A 21,108-nucleotide genomic window follows, 5' to 3' on the forward strand; every position below is an offset into this window, starting at 1 on the left:
AAAGCGGCCTTGCTTCTCGAGCCGCGCGTTACCTTCGGGCAGCGGCACATAGGCAATGATGCCCTCGTCCTCGCACGTCTTCAGCTCGAAACTGCTGTAATAGCCCTCATCGGCCAGCGCCTGCAGTGTCTCGGCTCCAAGGGCCTCTTTGGCCGCCCTGGCCATCGCAGAGAGTTGTCGGACATCGCTGCTGTCATTGACCACCTCGCTTGCGACAATGAGCTTGTGCTTGTCATCAACCGCGGTCTGCACATTGTAGCCTGCAATGCCCTGACCGTTCTTGACCAGAAGCCGGGCGTCCGGATCGGTCAGCGACAGTTGTGTCTCGCCATTCTCTTCCAGCCGAGCGAGATCGGCCTCGGCACGCGAACGCTTCGCCATCAGTGCCGCGACCTTCGCACCGATATCGCCGCCATCTCCTCGGCCATCGCCGCCCGCGCGGTCCTTCCCCGGCTTCTTGGCTTCTGCCGCATCATTGTCTTCAAGAGACTTGCGGTAAGCCTCGATCTCCTGGTCCAGCCTTGCGATCTGCTCGCCGAGCCGCTTGCGGGTGAAGATGGAAGCCTTGCTGGCGTCGCCGTGGAACAGGGAGCCATCAATCGCAACGATCGTGCCGCCGACAAGCCCAAGCTCCCGAGCCAACAGCACGAAGCTCCGGTTCGCTGCCTTCAGGGCCTTCCAGTTCTCCTTGCGGAAGTTGGCGATCGTCCGATAGCCCGGCTTCAGTCCCTTCAGCAGCCAGATCAGCTCCAGATTGCGGCCAGCTTCCCGCTCCAGCCGGCGCGACGACCTGACCTGGTTGGTGTAGCCGTAAAGATAGAGCTTCAGCAGATCCGCAGGATCGTACGGCGGCTGCCCGACTTCTTCCGCGCCACGGTCCGCGTGGCGGAAGCCGAGCTTGGCAAGGTCGAGCGCACAAACGAAGCTCTCGATCGCCCGGACCGGATTGTCCGACCCGACATAGTCCTCAATCCGCGCAGGCAGCAGACTGGGTTGCTCCCGGCTCTCGCCGGTCTTGAACGTGCGATTCGCCATAAGACGAATCCTACATCAACTCCCAAAAAGCAACATTCTTGCCCAGCCTCGTCGGGCAAAACAGTGGCATTCTGTCAACTTCGGAAAATCCGCCGAGGAGAAGGCTGCTTACGTTTGGCGCTTCCATTGAGCGCCGTGCGGGGCCGGGAGTGCGGTGGACCGCAGCGACACGCATTGTCAGCTGTTTTGAACCATCCCGTCGCATGGACCCCGTAATCGGCCGGGGTGACTGGGCCCGTCAGCCGGCCAGGCCGCTAACCTGGAATTAATCCAAAAAGCTCACAATTTTAGACAGTTGTGTATGGGTGCTGCGTAAAGGAGGCGTCGCGACGACGTTCCGGCGACGGCTTCCTTTTGCTCGCTCATGAGGTCAATGCAGATGACCACGACGTCCGGAACGCAAGGCCTTGTCGAACAACTCGACCCTGCAGCCCTTGCAGCCGCCGCAGCCCCCGAACCCGAAGCCCTGGAAGCTTCTGTGCCGGCCAAGCGGTCCAGCCGGAAATCGGTCTTGGCCCTGTCGGTCTGTGCCCTGGCCATCAACGGTTCGGCGGCCGTCTACACATGGCCGTCCGATCTTCCATCGCTGGATGTCCGCAAGCTCGCCGAACTGTTTCCGCGCCCGGAATCATCCGCGCCAAAGCCGGATCCAGTGGTCGCCGCCTTGAAGGATATCCAGTCGGCCCAGCAGCAACACACGGCTTCGCTGCAGGAGAACAACGCCTTGGTGCAGCAAAATGCAGTTCTGCAGCAGCAGGATACATTGGTGCTCCTGTCCCTGCGACAGAGCATCACGGACGAGCGGGTCGATGTGAGGAAGATATCTTCGCAGCTCTCCACGCTGATCGCGAAGGTCGACTCGCTGCAGAACACGATGATGTCGGACGTCACGTCCTCCATTCGACGAGCGAATGCGCGCTATGGACTGTCCGCAGCGATGCGCAAACGGCTGCTGGTTCGGGAGTCGAAACCTGTCGGGCCCGTGTCGGTTGGAGGCGCGCCGCTGAGCACGCCGGCCGCGACGGCGGCTCCGGAGAGCTGAAGGCTCCCTGACTGAATAAGGTTGGCCGAGTGCAGCCCGTCACTTCGAGGCGTGGTCGATCTTGTGCCGCAAATGCCCGGTGTCGTGATCGCGGCGCAACTGGCTCAGCGACGTCTCGTTCAATTGAGGCAGCACCTCGCTGAGTTGGGTCGTATCGGCATAGCCGGCCGCAAAACCCTTTCCGTAGATCTTGCGCAACGTGCCGACCAGCGTGCTGCCGTGCTTCTTGCTGATCGCGCCATCCTTGTCGCGGTGGCGGCCATCCAGGCCAGATTCCTTCATGTGTCTCTCCCTGTACGGCGTCTTGAGCGCCTGGAGAGAGCGTGCTCCCAAACGAGTTGATTGGCAACGGCATGGCGCGCGGCAGTTGAGCGTTGGTCCGTGCCGCCGCAACAGTGTTGCCGTCACGTGTGCATCGCTGAGCTGTGATGCCGCGTTGGATTGCGGCGGGATCGTTGACGCATCACATCAACCCCGGGCGGCGTTCGATTGGAACTGGTACGATGCGCTCTGTTCTGGCCTTGGGTCTGTTGATTGTCCTGTGCACCGCTGCGAACGCTGCGACGGCGCATCGCTCCCGCACACATCATCCGCGCCATCCCGCGGTCGATCGTTTCGGCGCAGACGAAAATCCTCGGGCACGCTTCGCGGTCCCCGGCTGGAGCGATGAAGCAACGCAGCGCTGGCTGAACAGCGCCTCGTCCAATGTCGGCCGAGGCGGATAGTCACCGCGATCAAATGCGTTGTCGGCCCGCGCTGGCGAGCTGATGGGGGGCTGATTTCCGAATAGCGAAGGCGGAGTGGCTAGGCGGCCTGCTCCTCGAATGAGGTGTAGACCCGGCCGGTTGGATCAACGACCTGAACGTCCCAGCACCCGTCCTCAACAAGCTCTTTGGCTTTCTTGAGGGCGGCGGTGAGTGAAAGCCGCTTGAGGCTGACGACGCCCGCCGTGTCGAAACCGTTGATTTCAAACATGCCGCTCCTCCGGTTTTCTTGAATCCTACACATTTCCGGCGGGTTGTCTCCCGCCATTTTGACGGAGACGGCTCTTGGAACTGCAGGCAGATGCCAAGCAAGGGCGGTAAGCGAGATAGGTTGAGTGCACACTGTGACCGTAATCTCTTACGAGGACGGCGGCCCAATAGCGGCCGTGCGCAATTTACCGGGTCGGAGGTGCCTTCCATCCATAGGACTGGCGCGCGATCTGGCCAGTGACGTCGAGATCCTTCTCGTCAGAGAGGCGCCAGGCCGCCACGCCGAAGCAGACGGTCAGAACGACGGCGGACACTAGCAGCAGCATCGATAGAAACTGGCTCACGCCTAAACCCCTGAACGCGACGCATGAGCGGAGCGACCACGGAACGTCGATTCGGAAAATGCAGAGGCGCTGACCCATCCCCGATTTTCCCCAGCACTCACACCGGACCAAAGGCGCTCACGAGTCCGATCGTGATTGGGACCAGCGCCACGATGATCCATAGGACGGGTGAACCGGAGGAAAGGCCAGCGATGAGTATCCAGGCACCGAAGCCCACGAGGAGCGCCGAGATGGCATAGGCAAGAGCTTTTTCCATCGTTCGATCCACGAGCAACACACAGGATCAATTGCGACTGTAAGATTCCCCGCGCGTGGGAATGTTCCTAAAAGTCACGTGCTCTACCGGCTGAGCTACGCGCTCCCTTGGCGGCGGATGGCTTTGCAAGAGATCGCCATCGTCTTCGAAACTGCAATGACGGTGGCCGCGCACCGAATTGATCTCGCCTCCAGCAAACATCCTTCGGCGAGGGTGACTACACGCTAACGCTGGCGGGCCTTATTCCTTGCCGGTCAGCGCGTCGATATAGGACTGGTTCTTCTCGCGGATCTTCTTGAGCGCGGCGACGATCTTCGCCTTCTTTTCCGGGGGGAGGTCGGGTTGATCCGCGAACCGATAAAGGCTCTTTTCCGCTTTGAGCCAAAACTCCGGGCCGCCGGAGAAAGTCTCGGCAATCCATTGCAGCGACAAGGAGACGGTATAGAGCGTCGAGACGGTCAGGATCAAAGCGACGATCAAGACCTTGACCGTGAAGCTGCCGATCGATCCGTTCCGCATCACCATTCCCCTTCGCCGCCGCTCCGCTTGCCCGATCACGATCGGTGGGCTCGTGAGGCCGATCTCAGATAGCAAAATCTGTCTGGAGATCAATGTGGTGAGCGCGCTGGGGCTCGAACCCAGGACCCCGTGATTAAAAGTCACGTGCTCTACCGGCTGAGCTACGCGCTCCCATGGCCGCTGATGGCTTTGCAGAGAGATCGCCATCGTCTTCGGACATTCGAGAAACATGTCTTGCCGCCACGCTGAACTCGCGTTTCGGGGAAAACCGGCTGTTTCCGGATCATGCTTTCGGCTCGCGCTGTGTAGGGGGAGTGGCTGCCGAGGTCAATAGCGGGGGCGGCTGCCGAAACTCGCGGCAGGAGCGGGGATTTGCTTGCGGTGTCCGCAGTTTAGGCCTGGATTTTCGAGTCGATTGATGGGCCTTCATCCACGCCCAAAGACCCCATGACTTTTAATCGCGGGGTCTTGGACGCCCAGGTTTGGACGTCCGGTCAGTTCGCTTCCCGCCGGACCTCGTTCGGCACCGGCTGCGGCGTGCCGGCGGGGGTCGGCAGGGCGACCGGGCGCAGGCCGATCAGCTCGGCAGTCCGGATCGCGCTGTCACGCCAGAACTGGAACGAGTTGATGCGGCTGAGCTCGAGGATGGCGATGGCGACCGCGGCGAGGAACGGCAGGCTTTGCAGCACCAGCACGCCGGCGAAGATGTAGATCTCGGTGATCTGCCGGAAACTGTTGGAGGCCACCAGCACGCCGGCGCCGACCAGGAGCAGGATGCCGATCACGGCCTCCCAGAACGCCTGGAACTCGATCGACATCCTGCTAAGGCCGCCCTTGGAGGTGCGCGCGAAGGCGATGTGCTCGGTGATGAGCCCCTGCGCGACCGCGCGCGACACCGTCCATTGCACGCTCATCGCCGCGATCATGGCACCGAGCATCTGGCCCGGCTTGATGGCGACGCGGGCGCGGTACATCGACAGGAAGTGCACCAGCGAGACGATGAAGGCGCCGATGATCGGCAGCGTCAGGATCTTGTCGGGAATGGCGATGTCGGCAAAGGCGACGATCGGCACCCAGACGAGGTTGAGCAGCGCCACGACCACGCCGAGGCTTTCCGCGCCCAGCCAGTTCAGCCAGCCGAGACCGTATTCGCGCTTCTGGTCCGCCGTCAGCCGGCTTGCGCCCGGCAGGAAGCGGCGCCAGTGCTTCTTCACGATCTGCAGGCCGCCATAGGCCCAGCGATGGCGCTGCTTCTTGAACGCCTCGTAGGTGTCGGGGAGAAGGCCTGCGCCGTAGCGGGTGTTGGTGTAGTGCGTGACCCAGCCGAGCTCCTGGATCGCAAGGCCAAGATCGGAGTCCTCGCAGATCGTGTCGCTTGACCAGCCGCCGGCCATGTCCATGGCGGCGCGACGGATCAGGCACATCGTGCCGTGCACGATGACGGCGTTGAGCTCGTTGCGCTGGACCATGCCGATGTCGAAGAAGCCGGCATATTCGCCGTTCATGATGTAGTGCATGATCGACAGATCGCCGTCGCGATGCTCCTGCGGCGCCTGCACGAGGCCGACGCGCGGGTCGGCGAAAGCCGGCACGAGGTCCTTCAGCCAGTCGGGTTCGACGACATAGTCGGCATCGAGGATGCCGATGATCTCGGCATCGACGGCGGTGCGGTCCATCGCGATGCGCAGCGCGCCGGCCTTGAAGCCCTGCACCTTCTCGGCGTTGATGAACTTGAAGCGTTCACCGAGCGCGCGGCAATGGTCCTGGATCGGCTGCCAGAAGGCGGGATCGGGCGTGTTGTTGATGATGACGACGCATTCGTAGTTCGGATAGTTCAGCCGCGACAGCGCATCCAGCGTCTGCTTCAGCATGTCGACCGGCTCGAAGTAGGCGGGGATGTGGATCGAGACCTTCGGATAGTAGTTCTCCGGCACGTTCTCGACCGGCTTGCCCTTGGCGAGCAGCCGCTGCGGCGGCCGGCCGAAGGCGACGGCCGCGATCTCGTCGATGCGCGCCATCGCGATCAGGACGAGGGGAATAAGGAGGATCATGCCGAGCGTCAGCGCGAAGGCCGAGCCGAAGATGAAATAGTGCCCGTTCCAGAACGCGAACACGGTGGCGGCCCAGGCGCCGACACCGTTGGCGGTCGCCGAGAGCAGGAACGCCTGCTTCGCGGTCGGCTTTTCAAGCCGCAGGATCGGCAGCGACAGGAGGATGCCGACCAGGAGTGCGATCGTCATCAGCTTCCAATAGTCAGGGTTCTCCACCGGGCCGGTCCAGGCGAATTTCGGCTCGCGGCTGGCGTTGAGGATGCCCCAGTACGGACCGACGCCGCCCTCGAAGAATTTCCAGGGCTGATCGATGGCCTCGACGATGTTGTATTCCATGCCGATGGCTTCGGCGCGGCTGACGAAGTTGCGCAGGGTCAGCGCCTGCTGGAACGGACCGGGGTCGGCGTTGCGCAAATTGTAGCCCTGGCTCGGCCAGCCGAACTCGGCGATCACGATGCGCTTGCCGGGGAACAAATTGCGCAGCAGGTTGTAGCGGTCGACGGCCTGGTCGACCGCCTGATCCGAGCGGAAGTTTTCCCAATAGGGCAGCACGTGCGCGGCGATGAAATCGACGTTGGAGGCAAGGTCGGGATTGTCGCGCCAGATGTTCCAGATCTCGCCGGTCGTAACAGGCACGCGGACCGAGCCCTTCACCTTCTTGATCATGTCGATGAGGTCTTCGACCTTCTGCTCGCCGCGGTAGATCACCTCGTTGCCGACCACGACGCCGACGACGTTGCTGTTCTTGCGGGCAAGCTCGATGGCGGCCTTGATCTCGCGCTCGTTGCGGTCCTTGTCCTTGTCGATCCAGGCGCCGACGGTGACCTTGAGGCCGAACTCGGCGGCGATCGGCGGCACCAGTTCCACGCCACCCGTCGACGAGTAGAGGCGGATCGCGCGCGTCATCGTCGACAGCGTCTTCAGGTCGGCGCGGATTTTCTCGATGCTCGGGATGTTGTCGATGTCGGGATGGGCCGAACCTTCGAACGGCGCGTAGGAGACGCTGGGGAGCAGACCCCTGAAATCGGGAGCGGGTTCCTTGTCGCGCAAGACTCCCCACAGCCCGGCGTGAAGCGCGGACACGAGCAACAGAACGGCGGCGACAACGCGCATCGCGGCTAAACCAAAAGGGGCTGAGGGGGCAGGGAAGCGGATCCGACCCCGAGATCCGACCAAGTCCGCGGCAAATGGAGCATACCTCTGCCGCGCGGTTTCACAACTGTCATGGGCTCATGTCCTTATGAGGGCATGGGCTTTTCGAGCAACGCGTGGCAGTGCCAACCGCGTCTATGGCCGATCGTTCCTGAACGGAGGCTGAAGCGACCGGCGGCTATTTCTGGGGTGCCGGTGTCGGGCTTGCCGCAGGCGAGGGGCTCGCGGCCGGCTGCGGGGCCGGCACGTTGCCGGTGGTTGGCGCAGCCGGCTGGGAGGCCGTGGCCGCGGCCTGCTGCGGCTGGGAGGCCGGGTTGATCCAGCAGGCGTGCACACGGCTGTCCAGGGTCTCGGCGACCTTGGGATCGATCTGACCGCCGAAGCGGGTCAGGCAGCGGAACGCCGCCTGGATATGGCCGCCGGGGCAGCCGAAGCGGTCGTAGAGGTCGAGATGGCGGAACGCGGTATCGAGGTCATCCCGCCACATCAGCCGCACCACGCGCCGGCCGAGCCAGACGCATTCGGGGTTGCCGGCCGGGCCGTTGATGACCTGCGCAGCTTCGGCGAATTCGTCGGTGCGGCGCTGGTTCTGGGCGGCGTCCTTGGCAGCGGCGTCGGCGGGCTGGGCGGCGGCCTTGCCCTGGTCGGGGGCCGGCGTGCCGCTCTGGGCGGAGGCACTATTAAGGCCGGCCAGACCAAGAAGGGCGGAGACGGCCAAGGTGGCGGCGAACTGCCGCAGGACCGCATTTCGTGACTGACGCACCCGTTGCCGCATGAATTCCCCAACTTCTCCACTGACCGCCCGCGTCAGGATCCCGCGGACGCGTCGTGATGGCGTCCAAATGGGTCTCCAATGCGGCGGAAAATTCCCGCCGAGTCCCATGACCTGTATTTCGAATTTTGTCCAGCAAAGTCACGATCCTAGGTCTCTGTCGAACGGCCGCAGGTAAATTCCTTGGGGGCGCGAGGGATCCACCCGGAGTGCCCCCTTGGCAGATGGCGTGCGAGCAGGTAATCGACGGCACCTCGCGGAGGACGGAACCGATTTCTCTTCGTACGCCACTGGCGCTTCTGCTCGTTTCACTGGGTGCGATTGCTGCCGTGTGGTGGTGGCTGGCCACGCCAATCACGCTCGCGCGCGCTCCGATTGATCCTGCCGATAAGGTTCAATGCGTCTCCTATGCGCCGTTCCGCGGCGAGCAGTCGCCGCTGAACGCATGGACCCATATCGACGCCGACCAGATCGAGCAGGACCTGCGCCAGCTCAAGGAGATCACCGACTGCGTTCGCACCTATTCCATGGAGAACGGGCTCGACCAGGTTCCGGCGATCGCCGCCAAGGTCGGCGGTCTGAAGGTGTTGCAGGGCATCTGGCTCTCCAGCAACCGCACCAAGAATCTCGAGCAGGCCGCGCTCGCCGTCCGTCTCACCAAGGACTTCCCCAACGTCATCACCGCGGTCATCGTCGGCAACGAGGTGCTGCTGCGCGGCGAGATGACGACCGCCGATCTCGTCTCCATCATCCGCTCGGTGAAGGCGCAGGTCAGCGTGCCCGTCACCTATGCCGATGTCTGGGAGTTCTGGCTGAAGAACCGCGAGGTCTATGACGCCGTCGACTTCGTCACCATCCACATCCTGCCCTATTGGGAGGACTTTCCGGTCAAGGCGAAATTCGCCGCCTCCCATGTCGAGGCGATCCGCGAGCGCATGGCGGTGGCGTTCCCCGGCAAGGAGATCCTGATCGGCGAAACCGGCTGGCCGAGCGCGGGGCGCATGCGCGAGGGCGCGCTGCCGTCTCGCACCAACCAGGCGCGCGTGGTCTCGGAAATCCTCAGCCTTGCGAAGGCGAACAAGTTTCGCGTCAACCTGATCGAGTCCTACGACCAGCCGTGGAAGCGCAAGCTGGAGGGGACCGTTGGCGGCTATTGGGGACTCTATGACTCGGTGCGCCGGAACCTGAAATATCCGCCGGGTCAGCCGATCAGCAATTTCCCGTACTGGAAATGGTACATGGGCGCCGGCATGGGCCTGTGCGTGCTGGTGTTCGCGGTGGCGCTGATCACGCTGCGCCGGCGGCCATGGACGCCGCGCTTCTCGGCCTGGCTCGGTGTCGCCATCTCGGCAACGACGGCGGGGAGCCTGCTCGGGATCGGCGCCGACAAGATGTACTATGAGAGCCTCGGCCTCGGCGGCTGGGTGCATTGGGGCGCGCTGCTGCTCGCCGGCATCCTGTCGCCGATCTTCTGCGCGCAGGCGATGGTGATCGGCCGAAGCCTGCCGACCTTCCTCGATCTGCTCGGTCCGCGCGAGGGCCGGAAATGGTCGAAGCTCACCGCCGTGCTCGGCCTGACGCTGGCGGTGACCGCGGTGATCGCGGCCGAGACCGCGCTCGGCTTCGTGTTCGACCCCCGCTACCACGACTTCCCCTACGCCTCGCTGACGATGGCGGTGGTGCCGTTCGCGCTCTTGATGCTGAACCGGCCGCAGATCGGCCAGCGTCCGATCGCGGAAGCGGTGTTCGCCGGCGTGCTCGCGCTGTCGGCGATCTACGTGCTCATCAACGAGGGGCGCGACAACTGGCAGTCGCTGTGGACCTGCGCGATCTATCTCTTGTTTGCGCTCACGCTGTGGCGGGCGCGGGCCGAGCAAATCCAAGAATGAGCAGGCCGATCGCAAGGCCCGACAGCACGACATTGTAGAGCACGATGCCGAGGCCGGCGGCGATGATGCCGACGGTCAGAAGCACGATCGACGGCCGCATCAGGTTGAGCGTCGCCACCACCAGCGCGACGATGCCGAACACCGAATTCTTGAACAGCACGGTCGACACCGAGCGCGCCTTGCAGATCAGCGTCTGCAGGCCGGCGTCGCAGGCAAGGCCGACGGTCGAGAGCTCAATGCCGAGATAGCGCAAGTAAAGCGCATAGCCGACGGATGCGAAGCCGACGACGATCAGGAACTGCACCTGGTAGGGCGTGAGGCGGAAGGGCTTTTTTCTCATGGGTGCAATATGGTCGGGAAGGGGGGATGGGGCAACAGGGGAGGTGGAGGTTTTCAGCAAGTCTGCCTGACAAATCCGGAACGGGATTCACAGCGCGAATATGTCGCCGATCGCCCGCGCTTCGACTTTCTGCTCCCTAAGACGAAGCCCACTACCGCCTGAAGAACGACGTCAGCGTCGATCCCGCCGACGCCGTCTCCGGCTTTGCCTGCGCTGCGGGCTGCTGCGGCGCCGGCGCAGGCGCGGGCTCTTCGCGCTTCGAGGATCGCTTCGAGGAATAGCTGCGGCGGCGTTTGTCCGGCTTTGCATTTGGCGCGGGCGCTGGCGCAGTTTCGGCTTGCGGCGCCGCGTCCTGGGGCTTGTCGGTGCTCTTCTCCTGAACCCGGTCCTGGGACTTCTCTTGTCCCTTGTCTTGCGCCTTCTCCGAACCGCCACGCATCGACAGCCGCTGGCCGTCGAACACGGTGGTCTCGCAATGGCGGCTGCTCTCGGATAGTCCGGCGCAGAGCTTTGCGGCTGCGGCGGCATTGATCAGCGGGCCGGCCCCCAGGCGCAGCTGCATACCGTTGCCGCCTTCCTTGATCATGATGATCGGCCGCAGCGCCGCGACTTCCGGATTGGATTTGGTCACGCCGCGCCAGAGCGCGCGCAGGCCGTCGATCGAGTTGGCGCCGCCGAGATCAATCGCAAAGCGCGTCTGCTGGACCGCGATCGCCGGCGCCTCGCTCTCGGCCGTCTCCGGCGCCTTGGCTGGTGCGGCCGCGGCGACTTCGGTCGCGGGCTCCGGCTTCTTGTCCGCCTCGGGCTGAACCAGCTTGGATGCGGCGGCATCAGGCGGCGCCATGATCGACTTGGACGGCACCAGCGGGAGCATCGGCAGCGCCGAGGTCGTTGCCGGCGCCTGCGAAACCAGCGAGGCGGCAGCCGCGCTCTGCGGCGGCGGAGTTGCCGGATCCTTCGCTGCGTCCTTCACCGTGTCTTTTGCAGGCTCCTTCGCCTGGTCCTTGGCGGCCGCGCGCGACTTGTCGCCGGAGGGCGCCGGCACCGAGGCAACCGGCCCGACGCTGGGCGCAGCCGCCGCGGGCTGCGCGTCAGGGGCCGGCGCGTCCTGCGCCTTCGTGCTCTGCCTGGCGATCGCGCCGGTGACGGAATCGAGGCCTTGCTCCAGCACGGTGACGCGCGAGTAGAGCCGGTCGCGATCGGTGTTCAGTGTCTCGATGGCGGCGGCCAGGCGGCGGGCCTCGTTCTGGCTTTCCCTGGTCAGCAGCTGCAACCGGTCGGCCTGGCGCGCGAGATCGGCCGAGGCAACCTGGTCACGGCGCCAGCCGAGCTGGGCCTGGTTGGCCATCACGGCGACGACGACGGCACCGACGGCGGCCGCGCCCCACGAGCCCAGCCGCCACATCATGCGGCGGTCGAACGCGCTTTCCTCGGCCAAAAATCCGGAGAACAGCCCGCCGGTCTCCTTCGTGCCGAAGGCATCCGCCAGTGGGTCGGAATCCTTTGCCATGAACGTTAAATGCCCAGCCCTGTCCGGCTTCCCCGAATCAATCAGGGAACATTAACAGGAAAACTCGGTCGCACTTGAATTCCGGGCGTTTGCGGGGGTAGCAAGGCGGCAGCTCACGAGGGCGGCCTGCCGCCAATTGATTCGGCCGTATCTGACAGGATTGCGATGACCGCCCGTTCCAGCCTCACGATCGTGCTCGCCGCCGGTGAAGGCACGCGTATGCGATCGAGCCTGCCGAAGGTGCTGCATCCCGTCGCTCACCAGAGCCTGCTCGCCCATGTGCTCGCCGCCGCGCCGAAGGGAACCGGCACCTCGCTCGCCGTCGTGATCGGCCCCGATCATCAGGCGGTGGCGGAGGAGGCGAAGCGCATCCGCCCCGACGCGCTCACTTTCGTGCAAAGCGAACGGCTCGGCACCGCGCATGCGGTGCTGGCGGCGCGCGAGGCCATTGCGCGCGGCGCCGATGATCTCCTGATCGCGTTCGGCGACACGCCGCTGATCTCGGCCGAGACCTTTGCGCGGCTGCGTGCGCCGCTCGCGAAGGGGGCCGCGATCGCCGCGCTCGGTTTCCGCGCCGCCGATCCCACCGGCTATGGCCGCTTCATCGTCGAGGGCGAGCGCCTGGTCGCGATCCGCGAACAGGCCGATGCCAGCGAAGCCGAGCGCAAGATCGATCTGTGCAATGCCGGCGTGATGGCGATCGACGGACGCCGTGCGCTCGACATCCTCGAGAAGATCGGCAATGCCAATTCCAAGGGCGAATATTATCTGACGGACGCCGTCGAAATCGTCCGCAAGCAGGGATGGGAGTCCGTGGTGATCGAAACCAGCGAGGACGAGGTGCGCGGCATCAACACCAAGGCGCAGCTCGCCGAGGCCGAAGCCGTGATGCAGGCGCGCTTGCGCAAAGCGGCGATGGAGGCCGGCGTCACGCTGATCGCGCCGGAGACAGTTTATCTCTCCGCCGACACCGTGTTCGGCAAGGACGTCACCATCGAGCCGTTTGTGGTGATCGGCCCGGGCGTCTCGATTGCCGACGGCGCGGTGATTCATTCCTTCTCGCACATCGTCGAGACCACGCTCGGCAAGAAGGTCTCGATCGGTCCCTATGCGCGGCTTCGTCCCGGCACCTCGCTCGGCGACGGCGCGCGCATCGGCAATTTCGTGGAGACCAAGGCGGCGACGCTGGAGGCCGGCGTCAAGGTCAACCATCTCTCCTACATTGGGGACGCCACCGTCGGTGCCAATTCCAACATCGGCGCCGGCACCATCACCTGCAACTACGACGGCTTCAAGAAGCACAAGACGGTGATCGGGCAGGGCGCCTTCGTCGGCACCAACTCCTCCCTGGTCGCACCGGTGAAAATCGGCAGTGGTGCCTATATCGGTTCCGGCTCGGTGATCACCAAGGACGTGCCTGACGACGCCATGGCGCTGGAGCGCAACCAGCAGACCATCCGGGAAGGCGGCGCGGCGCGTTATCGCGAGATGAAGACGGGCGGCAAGAAGCCGGAGAAATGAGCGGCGGAGTGCCGGCCCCCGATCGGTATTGTTAGGGCTGCGCTCATGGACGACGACTTCATCGACGAGACGATCTCATTCCTCGTCGAGCGCGTCATCAAGCCGCCGGGACGATGGGTGCTGGAACAGGTCGGCGAGCCCCGCCCAACCGAGATCGCATCGCTGGTCACCGGGCTGGCGTTCTGGGCGTTCGTCGTCTTTCTCGTGTTTGCCCTGGTGCTGGGGTGGTGAGGCGCGCGGCTATTCGTCGTCGGCGAATTCGGAGAAGATGGCGCGGGTCAGGCGCCAGCCGCGCGGCTTGGCGCGCTTGGCCGGCTCGCCCTGCACATGCTTGACGAAGACGGGCTTGCTTTCCTTGCCGCGCTGGGGCGGCGGCCAATGGGCGAGGTGCGTGCCCGAGGTCTCACTGGCACGCAGATACAACGACGACAGACCTTTGCGGTCGGATGAGCCTTTCATGGCCTTGTTCTCCTACCCCGGAATCGTTGGTCAAACTTGTTGACAACAAGTTAACGTGCGGGGTTAAAGGCCAGCCACATCGACGCAGGCTTGCCGTGGTGCAGGCGAATGCTGTCTCAATCGGCAATAATTATTGAGTATATGGTTCCCTCGGAATTTCGCTAAAAACTGAGCGCGTCGTTTTGGCGATTTTTCGACGATTTGGGGGATATTGATCCGCATGTGCGGGATTGTCGGCATTCTCGGGCGCGAGCCGGTTGCAGAGCAATTGGTGGATTCGCTCAAACGTCTCGAATATCGCGGCTACGACTCCGCGGGTGTCGCCACGCTCGAAGGCAAGCATCTCGAGCGCCGCCGCGCCGAGGGCAAGCTGAAGAATCTGGAGAAGCGGCTGGAAGCCGAGCCGCTCAAGGGCACGACCGGTATCGGCCACACCCGCTGGGCCACCCACGGCAAGCCGACCGTCAACAACGCCCATCCGCATGCGACCGAGCGCGTCGCCGTGGTCCATAACGGCATCATCGAGAATTTCCGCGAGCTGCGCGAGGAGCTCGAAAAGAAGGGCACGGTGTTCCACACCGAGACCGACACCGAGATCGTGCTGCATCTCGTCGACGATCTGCTCACGCGCGGCAACAAGCCCGTGGAAGCGGTGAAGCTGGCGCTGGGGCGCCTGCGCGGCGCCTTTGCGCTCGGCTTCATCTTCGCCGGCGACCAGGATCTCATGATCGGCGCCCGCAACGGCCCGCCGCTCGCGATCGGTTACGGCGACGGCGAGATGTATCTCGGCTCCGACGCCATCGCGCTCGGCCCGTTCACCGACACGATCAGCTATCTCGAGGACGGCGACTGGGTCGTACTGACCCGCAAGAGCGCCACCATCTTCGACAAGGATGGCCACGCCGTCCAGCGCGAGAAGATCAGGCACGCCGCGTCGACCTCGCTGGTCGACAAAGCCAATTACCGCCACTTCATGGCCAAGGAGATCCACGAGCAGCCGGAAGTGGTCGGCCACACGCTAGCGCGCTATGTCGACATGGCCACCGAGCGCGTCGCGCTGCCGGTCAAGCTGCCGTTCGACTTCAAGACTATCCAGCGCATCAACATCACCGCCTGCGGCACCGCGAGCTATGCCGGCTTCGTCGCAAAATACTGGTTCGAGCGTTTTGCGCGCGTGCCGGTCGAGGTCGATGTCGCCTCCGAATTCCGCTACCGTGAGGCGCCCTTGCGCAAGGGCGATCTCGCCATCTTCATCTCGCAGTCAGGCGAGACCGCAGACACGCTGGCCGCGCTGCGCTACGCCAAGGCCGAGGGTGTGCACACGATCGCCGTCGTCAACGTGCCGACCTCGACCATCGCGCGCGAGAGCGAGACCGTGCTGCCAACGCTGGCCGGTCCCGAGATCGGCGTCGCCTCGACCAAGGCCTTCACCTGCCAGCTCATGGTGCTCGCCAATCTTGCGATCGCGGCCGGCAAGGCCAGAGGCGAATTGTCCGACGAGGACGAGACCAAGCTGGTCCATGGCCTGGTCGAGGTCCCGCGGCTGATGTCGGATGCGCTCACCACCGAGCTGCAGATCGAGAAGCTCTCGCGCGAGATCGCGAAGTCGCGCGACGTGCTTTATCTGGGCCGCGGCACCAGCTTCCCGCTTGCGCTCGAAGGCGCGCTGAAGCTGAAGGAAATCTCCTACATCCACGCCGAGGGCTATGCTGCCGGCGAGCTCAAGCACGGCCCGATCGCGCTGATCGACGAGACCATGCCGGTCGTCGTCATCGCGCCCTACGACCGGGTGTTCGAGAAGACCGTCTCGAACATGCAGGAGGTCGCCGCCCGCGGTGGCAGGATCATCCTGATGACCGACGCCAAGGGCGCGGAAGAGGCGACCGTCGATTCCCTCGTCACTATCGTCATGCCCGACATGGCGGCGGCGTTCACGCCGATGGTCTATGCCGTCCCGGTGCAGCTGCTCGCCTATCATACGGCTGTCATCATGGGCACCGACGTCGACCAGCCGCGCAATCTCGCGAAATCGGTGACCGTGGAATAGGCAGAAGGGACCGGGCTGCACTCTTCCAAAACCTGCTAGAAGACCCTAGCTTGAGTGCAGCGACTGACCTGGAACCCGAATGACCACCCGCGACGACGTCCCCGCGCCGCTTGATCCCGCTCCGGAACCGCATACCGGCCTGATGGGCCGCTTCCGCAATTATTTCCTGACCGGCCTCGTCGTGACGGGGCCGATCGCGATCACCCTCTATCTGGTCTGGTGGTTCGTCACCTGGGTCGACGGCGTGGTGCGGCCTTTCGTGCCGCTGGCCTATCGGCCCGAAACCTATCTGCCCTACGGCGTCCCCGGCTGGGGACTGATTGTCGCATTCTTCTCGCTGACCTTGGTCGGCTTCCTCGCCGCGAACCTGATCGGCCGCACGCTGGTCGATGTCGGCGAGACCTTCCTCGGCCGCATCCCGGCGGTGCGCGCCATCTATCGCGGCCTGAAGCAGGTGTTCGAGACGCTGTTCTCGGGCAAGGGCTCGAGCTTCCGCAAAGTGGGCCTCGTCGAGTTTCCTTCGCCCGGGATGTGGTCGATCGTGCTGATCTCGCAGTCGCCGAGCGAGGACATCGCCCGCAGCCTTCCGGGAGAGGAACATGTCTCGGTGTTCCTGCCGTGCTCGCCGAACCCGACCACCGGCTTCTTCTTTTACGTGCCCAAGAGCAAGATCATCGAGGTCGATCTCAGCGCCGAAGATGCCGCGACGCTGATCATGTCGGCCGGCGTGGTGCAGCCTGGCTCGGCGCCCGACCCGAAGAAGGTGGCCGCGCTCGCGGGCATGGCCAATGCCGCGCGCATCGCCAACGCCTCGACGACGTTGCAGCCCCAGCCTGCGAAGGTGGAGTAGGGCCATTCCCGTTTTGGATGGCCGCATTCACGCAAGCAGTTTCGTCCTCTGCTAGTGTTCCGGTTGAATTGAGCGCCTCGCTCGCAATTCGACCTGGAGTGCACGATGTCAAAGACCATTGCGATCCTCGCGCCCGGTGCCATGGGCAGCGCCGTGGCCCGCCGCCTCAGCGAAAACGGCGCGCGGGTGCTGACCTCGCTGAAGGGGCGGAGTGAGGCGACGCAGAAACGCGCGGCGGATGCCGGCATGATCGGCGCCGAGGACGACGCGATCGCAGACGCCGACATCATCCTCTCGATCGTGCCACCGGGCGAAGCCGTTGCACTCGCCGAACGCCTGGCCGCGCTGATCGTCCGGCGCGCGAAGAAGCCGGTCGTGGTCGACTGCAACGCGGTCAATGTCGACACCGTGCAAAGAATCGAGGAGATTATCGGCTCGGCGCAGGCGCCGTTCGTCGACGGCGGTATCATCGGATTCCCGCCGCAGCGAGGCGGCAAGAGCCCGGCCTTCTACATGTCCGGCGAGTACGCGAAGGACGTCGCGGTGCTCAGGGATCTCGGCCTCGACGTGCGGATCGTCGAGGGACCGGTCGGCGCGGCCTCCGCGCTGAAAATGTCCTACGCCGGCATCGTCAAGGGCCTCGCCGGCATCGGCTCGGCCATGGTGATCGCGGCGACGAAGGCGGGCGCGGCGGATGCTCTGCGCGACGAACTCGCGCTGAGCCAACCCGCGATTCTGGCGCGGCTCGAAGTAGCGCTGCCTGACATGATTCCGAAAGCCTATCGCTGGGTCGCAGAGATGCGGGAGATTTCCGGATTCCTCGGCACCGATCACCCGGCCAGTCAGATCTATGAGGGTTTTGCGCGCTGGTTCGAGTACCTCGCGGAGGATGCGAATGGCAAGGCTCTGGATGCGGAGCTGATGAGGGCATTCGCTGCGAGTATCGCGCAGAAGAAGTCCTAGTCATCTGGCCTAGTCAGCCTGATTGACGTGTGCAGAACTTCATCCGCATCGTCATTGCGAAGCGAAGCAATCCAGAATCTTTCCGCAGAGGGATTCTGGATCGCTTCGCTGCGCTCGCAATGACGAGGAGGAGACGTCGCGGGGGCCATCTGCTATTGTTCTGCGGACGCAGTCCCCTGCAACGGGAGTTCGAATGAGAGTGTTAGTGATCGGCGCGGGGGCGCTTGGCGGCTATTATGGAGCTTGCCTCGTCCGAGCGGGCCGCGACGTGACCTTTCTGGTGCGCGAGAAGCGGGCGGAGCAATTGCGGCGGAACGGACTGCAGGTCGTGAGCCCGCACGGCGACTTCGCCGTGCAGCCGAAGCTTCTTGTGGCAAGTGATCTCAAGGGGGCGTTCGACGTCGTGCTTGTCGGCGTAAAGTCCTATTCCCTCGACGATGCGATGAGTCAATTTGCTCCGGCCGTCGGTGCTAACACGATGATCCTGCCCATCCTGAACGGGCTGAAACATATCGACGCCCTGACCACAAGGTTCGGCGCCGCGCGCGTCCTCGGCGGGCTCGCGAACGTCAGTGCCGGGCTCGATGCGGAGGGGCGTGTCGTCCAGCTCATGGCCAGTCAGACGATTGTCTTCGGCGAGATCGAGGGGGCGCTGAGCGAGCGTGCGCTCGCACTGGAAGCGCTGCTCCAGGTCCCCGGTATCGACGTGCGCGCCAGCGAAGCGATAATGCAGGACATGTGGGAGAAATTCGTCCAGCTCAGCACACTTGCCGGCATCACCTGCCTGATGCGCGCGAGTATCGGCGACATCCTGGCCGTGCCGAACGGCGAGCAGTCCATTTTCCGCCTGTTCGCCGAATGCTGTGCCGTTGCGACGGCGTCGGGTTTCGAGCCGCGCGCGCCGTTCATCGAGTTCGACCGAAAACTCTTCACGACCCTGGACTCGCCGCTCAAGGCCTCGATGCTGCGCGATATCGAGCGCGGCTCGATCACCGAGGCGGAGCATATTTTGGGCGATATGGCCAATCGGGCCCGCGCGCTCGGCATCGACACGCCGCTGCTGGATCTGGCCCGCGCGCATGTGGCGGCCTACGAGGTCGGGCGGCGAAGGGCAGGGAGCTAGCCCGCCCCGATCAGCGGGATCGCCTCGTCCCGCTCATACAGATACAGCAGGCACCGCAGCGCCTCGCCGCGCTCGCCCTTCAGCTTGGGGTCGTCCTTGAGGATGCGCAGCGCCTCGTCTCTAGCCTGGGTGATGAGCTGGCCGTGGACCTCCGAGCGCGCGATGCGGTAGCCGGGCAGGCCGCTCTGGCGCACCCCTAACACGTCGCCTTCGCCGCGCAGCTTCAAATCCTCCTCGGCGATGCGGAAGCCGTCGGTGGTCTCGCGGATCACTTTCAGCCGTGCCTTCGACATCTCGCCGAGCGGCTCGCCGTAGAGCAGGATGCACGTCGAGGCCTCCGTGCCGCGCCCGATGCGGCCGCGCAGCTGGTGCAGCTGGGCAAGGCCAAAGCGCTCGGCGTTCTCGATCACCATGATGGTGGCGGCCGGCACGTCGACGCCGACCTCGACCACTGTGGTCGCGACAAGGAGCCCGATCTCGTGGGCCGCGAACTGGCCCATCACGCGGTCTTTCTCGGTGCCCTTCATCTGGCCGTGGACGAGGCCGACACGCTCGCCGAAACGTTTTTGCAGGCTCTCGAACCGCTTGGTCGCGTTGGTCAGGTGCTCGGTACCCTCGGCTTCGGATTCCTCGACCAAGGGGCAGATCCAGTAAACCAGCTTGCCGGATTCGAGCGCGCGGCCGACGCCGTCCATGACCTCGCTGATCCGGCTCATCGGTACCGCGCGGGTGTCGATCGGCTGACGGCCGGCGGGCTTTTCGCGCAGCTCGGAGATGTCCATGTCGCCGAAATAGGTCAGCACCAGCGTGCGCGGGATGGGGGTGGCGCTCAGCACCAGCACGTCGACGGCTTCGCCCTTGGACGTCAATGCGAGGCGCTCGCGCACGCCAAAGCGGTGCTGCTCGTCGACGACGGCGAGCGCGAGATCGTGGAACATCACATCGTCCTGGATCAGCGCATGGGTGCCGACGAGAAGGTCGATCTCGCCGGCTTCAAGTTGCGCCAACAGCTCGCGCCGCTCCTTGCCCTTCTCGCGGCCGGTGAGGATTGCGACCCTCATCCCCGCGCGTTCGGCGAGCGGGGCAATGGTCTTGATATGCTGGCGCGCCAGAATTTCGGTCGGTGCCATCAGCGCGGCCTGCTTGCCGACTTCGGCCACGGCGGCGGCCGCGAGCAGCGCCACCACGGTCTTGCCGGAGCCGACGTCACCCTGAAGCAGGCGCAGCATGCGCACCGGCTGCTTCAGATCCTCGGCGATGGCTGCCGCGGCGTTGCGCTGGGAAAGCGTCAGCGCATAGGGCAGGGCGTCGATGATCTTGTTGCGCAGGTGGCCGTCGCCGGCATTGCGGACGCCGGCGGGGCGGCGCAGCTGCGCGCGGATCAGCGCGAGGGCGAGCTGGCCGGCCAGGAGCTCGTCGAAGGCGAGGCGCGACCAGAACGGCTGGTCGGGCAGGATGTCCGTGAGTTCGACCGGCTGGTGCACGCGCGTGAGCGCTTCCGCGATTGGCGGGAAGTGGCAGCGGCGCATCACCTCCGGGCTGATCCATTCCGGCAAGGCGGGGAGCTTCTGCAGCGCCTGCGCGATCGCGCGGCGCAGCGAGCCGAGCGCGAGCCCCTCCGTCAGCGGATAGACCGGATCTATCCCCGAGAGCTTTGCAATCGCCTCCTCGTCGAGCACGCGGTCCGGATGCACGATCTGCGGAATGCCGTCATACATCTGCAGCGTGCCGGAGACGTAGCGCTTCTCCCCCATTGGCAGCAGTTTTTCGACATAGCCGGGCTTGGCGCGGAAGAAGGTGAGCACGACATCGCCGGTATCGTCGCTGGCATAGACCAGATACGGCGCACGCGCGTTACGCGGCGGGGGCGGGCGATGGCGATCGACGGTGACCTCCAGCGTCACCATGGTTCCAACGGCCGCGTCGCGGATTTTCGGCCGCGCCCGGCGGTCGATGACCTGGCTCGGCAGATGCAGCAGCAGGTCGACCAGCCGCGGCGTCTCGTTGCGGCTGAGCAGGTACTGCAGCAGCTTGTCCTGCTTCGGACCGACGCCGGGCAGGCTGGTCACGGGAGCAAACAGCGGATTGAGCAGGCTGGGGCGCATCAGGCGAATCTAGGATCGTTTTGGCCCGTCATGCCCGGCTTTGTGCCGGGCATCCACGACTTTTTTCGCGTCCCGATACGGTCGGCGGCCATGACAAATCGAGGGCTGACATGGGCACCCCGAGTGGCTATATCACCCCCGCCCGGCACGTCCGGG

20 protein-coding genes and 1 tRNA gene are annotated in these 21,108 nt (G+C 64.6%); 8 read left to right on the forward strand and 13 right to left on the reverse strand.

Annotation, left to right across the window (positions count from 1 at the left end; translation table 11 throughout):
- The coding region (locus tag JQ635_RS00005; RefSeq protein WP_211407853.1) for a transposase at positions 1 to 1,035 on the reverse strand (1,035 nt) is incomplete at its 3' end.
- Positions 1,036 to 1,408: 373 nt separating this feature from the next.
- Between JQ635_RS00005 and JQ635_RS00010 the strand changes: the two genes are divergently transcribed.
- Positions 1,409 to 2,077, forward strand: coding sequence for a hypothetical protein (locus tag JQ635_RS00010; RefSeq protein ID WP_211407854.1), 669 nt, complete (start codon positions 1,409 to 1,411; stop codon positions 2,075 to 2,077).
- A 39-nt stretch (positions 2,078 to 2,116) separates the two neighbouring features.
- On the opposite strand, the gene JQ635_RS00015 is transcribed toward JQ635_RS00010, so the two are convergent.
- From JQ635_RS00015 to JQ635_RS00050, 8 genes are all read right to left on the reverse strand, one after another.
- The gene (locus JQ635_RS00015; RefSeq protein WP_211407855.1) at positions 2,117 to 2,359 is read right to left on the reverse strand and encodes a hypothetical protein; all 243 of its coding nucleotides are present in this window, start codon (positions 2,357 to 2,359) and stop codon (positions 2,117 to 2,119) included.
- 522 nt (positions 2,360 to 2,881) lie between these two features.
- Entirely contained in the window at positions 2,882 to 3,052 is a 171-nt protein-coding gene (locus tag JQ635_RS00020; protein ID WP_211401906.1) for a hypothetical protein, read from the reverse strand.
- A 184-nt stretch (positions 3,053 to 3,236) separates the two neighbouring features.
- Positions 3,237 to 3,395 carry a hypothetical protein gene (locus tag JQ635_RS00025; protein ID WP_211408487.1) on the reverse strand — a complete coding sequence of 53 codons (159 nt, stop codon included), beginning with the start codon at positions 3,393 to 3,395 and terminating at the stop codon, positions 3,237 to 3,239.
- Between the two features lie 97 nt (positions 3,396 to 3,492).
- Complete coding sequence (locus JQ635_RS00030) at positions 3,493 to 3,651, reverse strand: hypothetical protein (protein ID WP_211401905.1); 159 nt, start codon at positions 3,649 to 3,651, stop codon at positions 3,493 to 3,495.
- A gap of 240 nt (positions 3,652 to 3,891) precedes the next feature.
- A complete protein-coding gene (locus JQ635_RS00035; RefSeq protein WP_211407856.1) occupies positions 3,892 to 4,170 on the reverse strand; it encodes a hypothetical protein in 279 nt (92 codons plus the stop codon).
- Between the two features lie 95 nt (positions 4,171 to 4,265).
- Positions 4,266 to 4,341: transfer RNA gene (locus JQ635_RS00040), tRNA-Lys, on the reverse strand.
- A gap of 323 nt (positions 4,342 to 4,664) precedes the next feature.
- Positions 4,665 to 7,334, reverse strand: a complete 2,670-nt coding sequence (locus tag JQ635_RS00045; protein ID WP_211407857.1) for a glycosyltransferase — start codon at positions 7,332 to 7,334, stop codon at positions 4,665 to 4,667.
- A gap of 217 nt (positions 7,335 to 7,551) precedes the next feature.
- The gene (locus JQ635_RS00050; protein ID WP_211407858.1) at positions 7,552 to 8,148 is read right to left on the reverse strand and encodes a beta-1-3, beta-1-6-glucan biosynthesis protein; all 597 of its coding nucleotides are present in this window, start codon (positions 8,146 to 8,148) and stop codon (positions 7,552 to 7,554) included.
- Between the two features lie 221 nt (positions 8,149 to 8,369).
- Here JQ635_RS00050 and JQ635_RS00055 point away from each other — a divergent pair, with 221 nt between their 5' ends.
- On the forward strand, positions 8,370 to 10,034 hold the full coding sequence (locus tag JQ635_RS00055; RefSeq protein ID WP_211408454.1) for a beta-(1-6) glucans synthase: 1,665 nt from the start codon (positions 8,370 to 8,372) through the stop codon (positions 10,032 to 10,034).
- Here JQ635_RS00055 and JQ635_RS00060 read toward each other — a convergent pair.
- Together JQ635_RS00060 and JQ635_RS00065 are read right to left on the reverse strand one after the other, a co-directional pair.
- A complete protein-coding gene (locus tag JQ635_RS00060) occupies positions 9,994 to 10,374 on the reverse strand; it encodes a hypothetical protein (protein ID WP_211407859.1) in 381 nt (126 codons plus the stop codon). The two genes, JQ635_RS00055 and JQ635_RS00060, sit on opposite strands and share 41 nt — an antisense overlap.
- Positions 10,375 to 10,525: 151 nt before the next feature.
- Positions 10,526 to 11,884, reverse strand: a complete 1,359-nt coding sequence (locus tag JQ635_RS00065) for a hypothetical protein (RefSeq protein ID WP_211407860.1) — start codon at positions 11,882 to 11,884, stop codon at positions 10,526 to 10,528.
- A gap of 165 nt (positions 11,885 to 12,049) precedes the next feature.
- On the opposite strand from JQ635_RS00065, the gene glmU reads away from it, so the two are divergent.
- Together glmU and JQ635_RS00075 are read left to right on the forward strand one after the other, a co-directional pair.
- Entirely contained in the window at positions 12,050 to 13,405 is a 1,356-nt protein-coding gene (gene glmU / locus JQ635_RS00070) for a bifunctional UDP-N-acetylglucosamine diphosphorylase/glucosamine-1-phosphate N-acetyltransferase GlmU (protein ID WP_211407861.1), read from the forward strand.
- A gap of 45 nt (positions 13,406 to 13,450) precedes the next feature.
- Positions 13,451 to 13,636 (forward strand): hypothetical protein, encoded by a 186-nt coding sequence (locus JQ635_RS00075; RefSeq protein ID WP_211407862.1) that lies wholly within the window; start codon positions 13,451 to 13,453, stop codon positions 13,634 to 13,636.
- A gap of 9 nt (positions 13,637 to 13,645) precedes the next feature.
- On the opposite strand, the gene JQ635_RS00080 is transcribed toward JQ635_RS00075, so the two are convergent.
- A complete protein-coding gene (locus JQ635_RS00080) occupies positions 13,646 to 13,864 on the reverse strand; it encodes a hypothetical protein (protein WP_063684828.1) in 219 nt (72 codons plus the stop codon).
- Between the two features lie 220 nt (positions 13,865 to 14,084).
- Here JQ635_RS00080 and glmS point away from each other — a divergent pair, with 220 nt between their 5' ends.
- From glmS to panE, 4 genes are all read left to right on the forward strand, one after another.
- Entirely contained in the window at positions 14,085 to 15,911 is a 1,827-nt protein-coding gene (gene glmS / locus JQ635_RS00085) for a glutamine--fructose-6-phosphate transaminase (isomerizing) (protein ID WP_211407863.1), read from the forward strand.
- Positions 15,912 to 15,990: 79 nt separating this feature from the next.
- A complete protein-coding gene (locus JQ635_RS00090; protein ID WP_211407864.1) occupies positions 15,991 to 16,761 on the forward strand; it encodes a DUF502 domain-containing protein in 771 nt (256 codons plus the stop codon).
- A 105-nt stretch (positions 16,762 to 16,866) separates the two neighbouring features.
- Positions 16,867 to 17,724: an NAD(P)-dependent oxidoreductase gene (locus JQ635_RS00095; protein ID WP_211407865.1), complete on the forward strand. Its 858-nt coding sequence runs from the start codon at positions 16,867 to 16,869 to the stop codon at positions 17,722 to 17,724.
- 193 nt (positions 17,725 to 17,917) lie between these two features.
- On the forward strand, positions 17,918 to 18,847 hold the full coding sequence (gene panE / locus JQ635_RS00100; RefSeq protein WP_211407866.1) for a 2-dehydropantoate 2-reductase: 930 nt from the start codon (positions 17,918 to 17,920) through the stop codon (positions 18,845 to 18,847).
- Here panE and recG read toward each other — a convergent pair.
- Complete coding sequence (gene recG, locus JQ635_RS00105) at positions 18,844 to 20,952, reverse strand: ATP-dependent DNA helicase RecG (RefSeq protein ID WP_211407867.1); 2,109 nt, start codon at positions 20,950 to 20,952, stop codon at positions 18,844 to 18,846. The two genes, panE and recG, sit on opposite strands and share 4 nt — an antisense overlap.
- Positions 20,953 to 21,108 lie beyond the last annotated feature (156 nt).

The sequence above is a fragment of the Bradyrhizobium iriomotense genome, from assembly GCF_018130765.1.
Classification (GTDB): domain Bacteria; phylum Pseudomonadota; class Alphaproteobacteria; order Rhizobiales; family Xanthobacteraceae; genus Bradyrhizobium; species Bradyrhizobium iriomotense_A.